This is a genomic window from Breznakia blatticola, from assembly GCF_004365815.1.
Classification (GTDB): domain Bacteria; phylum Bacillota_I; class Bacilli_A; order Erysipelotrichales; family Erysipelotrichaceae; genus Breznakia; species Breznakia blatticola.
In genome coordinates this window covers 1-1,780 of the sequence record NZ_SODD01000090.1, presented here as the reverse complement: position 1 = coordinate 1,780, position 1,780 = coordinate 1, and the positions used below count along the sequence as shown (strand labels likewise).

Sequence of the window (1,780 nt, the reverse complement as noted above, 5' to 3'; positions counted from 1 at the left end):
GAAGTTTGAGAGCCGAAATGCGAAAGCGTGAAGTGATTGAGCCCCGTTAGTTATATAGAGTGGAAGTCGATTCAGTCCTCGCTGACGCAGACAAAACTAAACAACCGTTATGGTAAGGTTGTGGGAGTTCCACCGGGGTCATAGAACTTGGCGAGCAAACAAGGTATATTATGGATACCTGGGAGACCTTATAACTTCCCAGTCTCAACTTATGGGGAAAACCGCCTGAGTATACGGGTAATAATTGCACAAGGTTTTGTAAACTAAGGCAGTTAGACGAGTTATAAGGAGTCGGATTCATTCATAGTAGTGATGAAGTATATGAAAGTATATGGAGCGAAGGGATGGATGCTATTACGTTCTCAATAGTGATAAACACAAAGAACACGAGAGGTTATGAATGTGGAAAATGAACTAAAGAGTATAAGTTTACAATCGAAGAAATTTGATAAAGTGCAATCGCTTTTGCCACTAGTAAACAAAGGGAACCTACTATTGGAACACCGAAGACAAAACGCAAATAAAGCGGTTGGTGTTGATGGGGTTACAAAAGAGGAATATGGACAAGACTTAGAAAACAATATTGATAAGCTACTAAGTGCAATGAAAGCAATGAGATATCGACCGCAACCAACAAGAAGAGTAGATATATCTAAAGAAGATGGAAGTACTAGGCCACTAGGAATACCGTGTTATGAAGATAAGTTGGTACAAGGAATCATGGCCAAAGCACTAAGTGCAACTTATGAAGAAAGGTTTTTAGAATGTTCATATGGGTTTAGGCCAAATAGAAGTGCACATGAAGCAATTAGTGTAATTAATCACACGATTATGTTTAGGAAAGTTAATTACATACTTGATTGTGATATTAAAGGATTCTTTAATCATGTAAATCACAAATGGTTAGTGAAATTTCTGGAAAATGATATACAGGACCCAAAGTTTATCAGATATATAGTTAGATTTCTAAAATCTGGAGTAATGGAAGATATGAAATTTAGTGAAACGGATGAGGGAACTCCTCAGGGTGGTTTGATTTCACCAGTATTAGCAAATGTATATCTACATTATGTGCTTGATTTATGGTTTGAAAAATATATGAAGAAAAGACTAAAGGGGTACGCGAAGTTGGTACGTTATTGTGATGACTTCATAATAATGTTTCAATATGAGAATGAAGCGAAAATGGTATATGAAGAACTAATACCAAGACTAGCAAAATTCAATTTAGAAATAAACACTGACAAAACAAAAGCAATACCATTTGGAAGATACAAAGGAACTAAGGAAAGTTTTGATTTTCTAGGTTTTGCGCATATAAATGGAAAAACTAGAAATGGGAAATATACAGTGCACCATACAATCGGTAAGAAGAAATTAAAAGCGAAGAAACGAAGTGCAAAAGCGTGGTTAAAGCTAGTAATGCATAAACCAATAGCAGAAATAATGGAGACGATTAATAGAAAACTAAGGGGACTGTATAATTACTATGGAATAAGTGGTAATTATAAAGGTATCTCGAAGTTTTATAAGTACTATAAGTATGAATACTATCGGATATTGAGACGGAGAGGACAAAAGAATCCAATCAAATACAAGGATTATTTGCGGATTTGGGACTATTTTATAAAAGAAAAGCCAAGTCTAAAAGTAAATATATGGTACTAACGAAGTAATGGTAAAGAGCCGTATGCGGGAAAACCGCACGTACGGTTCTGTGAGGGGTGAATTAGACAACCTTCACATAGAGAGGAGGAATGTCGAGATTTGTCTACTCGAC

The 1,780-nt window shown here is 35.9% G+C and carries 1 protein-coding gene; it reads left to right on the top strand.

The features are described from left to right. The first annotated feature begins 402 nt into the window (after window positions 1-402). Window positions 403-1,668, top strand: coding sequence for a group II intron reverse transcriptase/maturase (ltrA, locus tag EDD63_RS11470; protein WP_166667647.1), 1,266 nt, complete (start codon window positions 403-405; stop codon window positions 1,666-1,668). Window positions 1,669-1,780: the final 112 nt, after the last annotated feature.